Annotated in this window: 2 pseudogenes; both read left to right on the plus strand. The window is 23.7% G+C overall.

The features are described from left to right. Positions 1–461: pseudogene (locus CD112_RS13860) on the plus strand (DUF6038 family protein); the annotation flags it as partial. A 34-nt stretch (positions 462–495) separates the two neighbouring features. After that, positions 496–1,365 (plus strand): annotated as a pseudogene (locus tag CD112_RS13865) (DUF6038 family protein); the annotation flags it as partial.

The raw sequence follows: 1,365 nt of genomic DNA on the forward strand, positions 1-1,365 counted from the left end.
ATATTAAAGAATTAATTTTATTAGATTTAAGGAAAACTAGTTTAAATGATGAAGAAAAGAATGAACTATTTAATGAATTGGAAAAGTTATTTAAAAATTATAAAACGAAAAAGAAAGCTCATCAACTTGTATCTATTATATATATAAAACTTTATATAAATATAAATCAAAATGAGGGAACCAATGTCGGTTATTTTTATTTAAGTAATAAAAGTGATGATATGGAATTTAAAAAATTACATGTTCGTGAAAAAGTTGGCTTATCTGAAAAAACTATGACCAACCAAATGAAGCTACTTTACAAGATATTTGGTATAGACATTTCAAAATATCAACCGGATAATTATCATGGTAAGGCAGAAAATAATCAGTTCAATTACAATTTTAACTCCTTGGAATATCAAATATTAAGTAGTCTTATAAAACTATTAAAAAAAATATCCCTTACCTACTACTCCTAATAATATAGATTATATTGATGCTATTAATGAATCTATGTCAAAAAGTAATGCACAAGAATTCGAAGATTTTTTTAAATTAGGAATAAAAGAAGTAAAGGATATAGAATTCAGAAAACTAAAAAAAGTATTAGATACAGATTTTTCTTTTCAAACTATGAAACGTTTAGCGGTAGAAAGTGATATTCTAGAAAAAAAACTAATTACATTTTTTAATGCAGTGAAAGAAAGTAACTTTTATGAAAATGTTATTTTATATCAGAAATTAAGTAGTGCTATTGAGAAGGTGCTATTTGAGCATCAAGATGAAAAAGAAAATTATAATAAATTTATTAATAGTTTGAGAAGTAATGATGATTCGATTATCACTTGTGATAATAATATAGTATCTGGGTATCATTCATTGAAAGAATTAATTTTGAGTGGTAAAAGTGATGATTTTAATGCCTTATATGATGAATTTATTAATTACTCTAGTATAGCTCATGAACATGAAATAATCGAAGAAGATACTGATTCAATAAATACATCATCAAATACTTCTATTAATACAAAAGAAGTACTTATTGATAAATATAATTTCAAGATACCTTTTATTGATCAAATTTTACTAAAAACCCTTCAATCAGATAATAAAAAATTTTTAGATGCTAAAAATCTTTATTCAAAGGAATATTTTGCACAGTCTTCTTTGGAAAATATTATTAGCAGTACTCAATCTTTTACTCCTGACAGAGAAATTCAAGAAGGAATAAATCATCTAAATCAAGCTATCGATCATCTTGGTTTACAACTCTTAAAAAAAGATATACATAATCATAATCAATATACGTCTTATACTCATCCATTTCTTAAAGAACTAAGAAGTATGAAACGACAAATAAGTATATTTAATAGAGATAATATT

The sequence above is a fragment of the Staphylococcus simulans genome, from assembly GCF_002902285.1.
GTDB lineage: Bacteria > Bacillota > Bacilli > Staphylococcales > Staphylococcaceae > Staphylococcus > Staphylococcus simulans.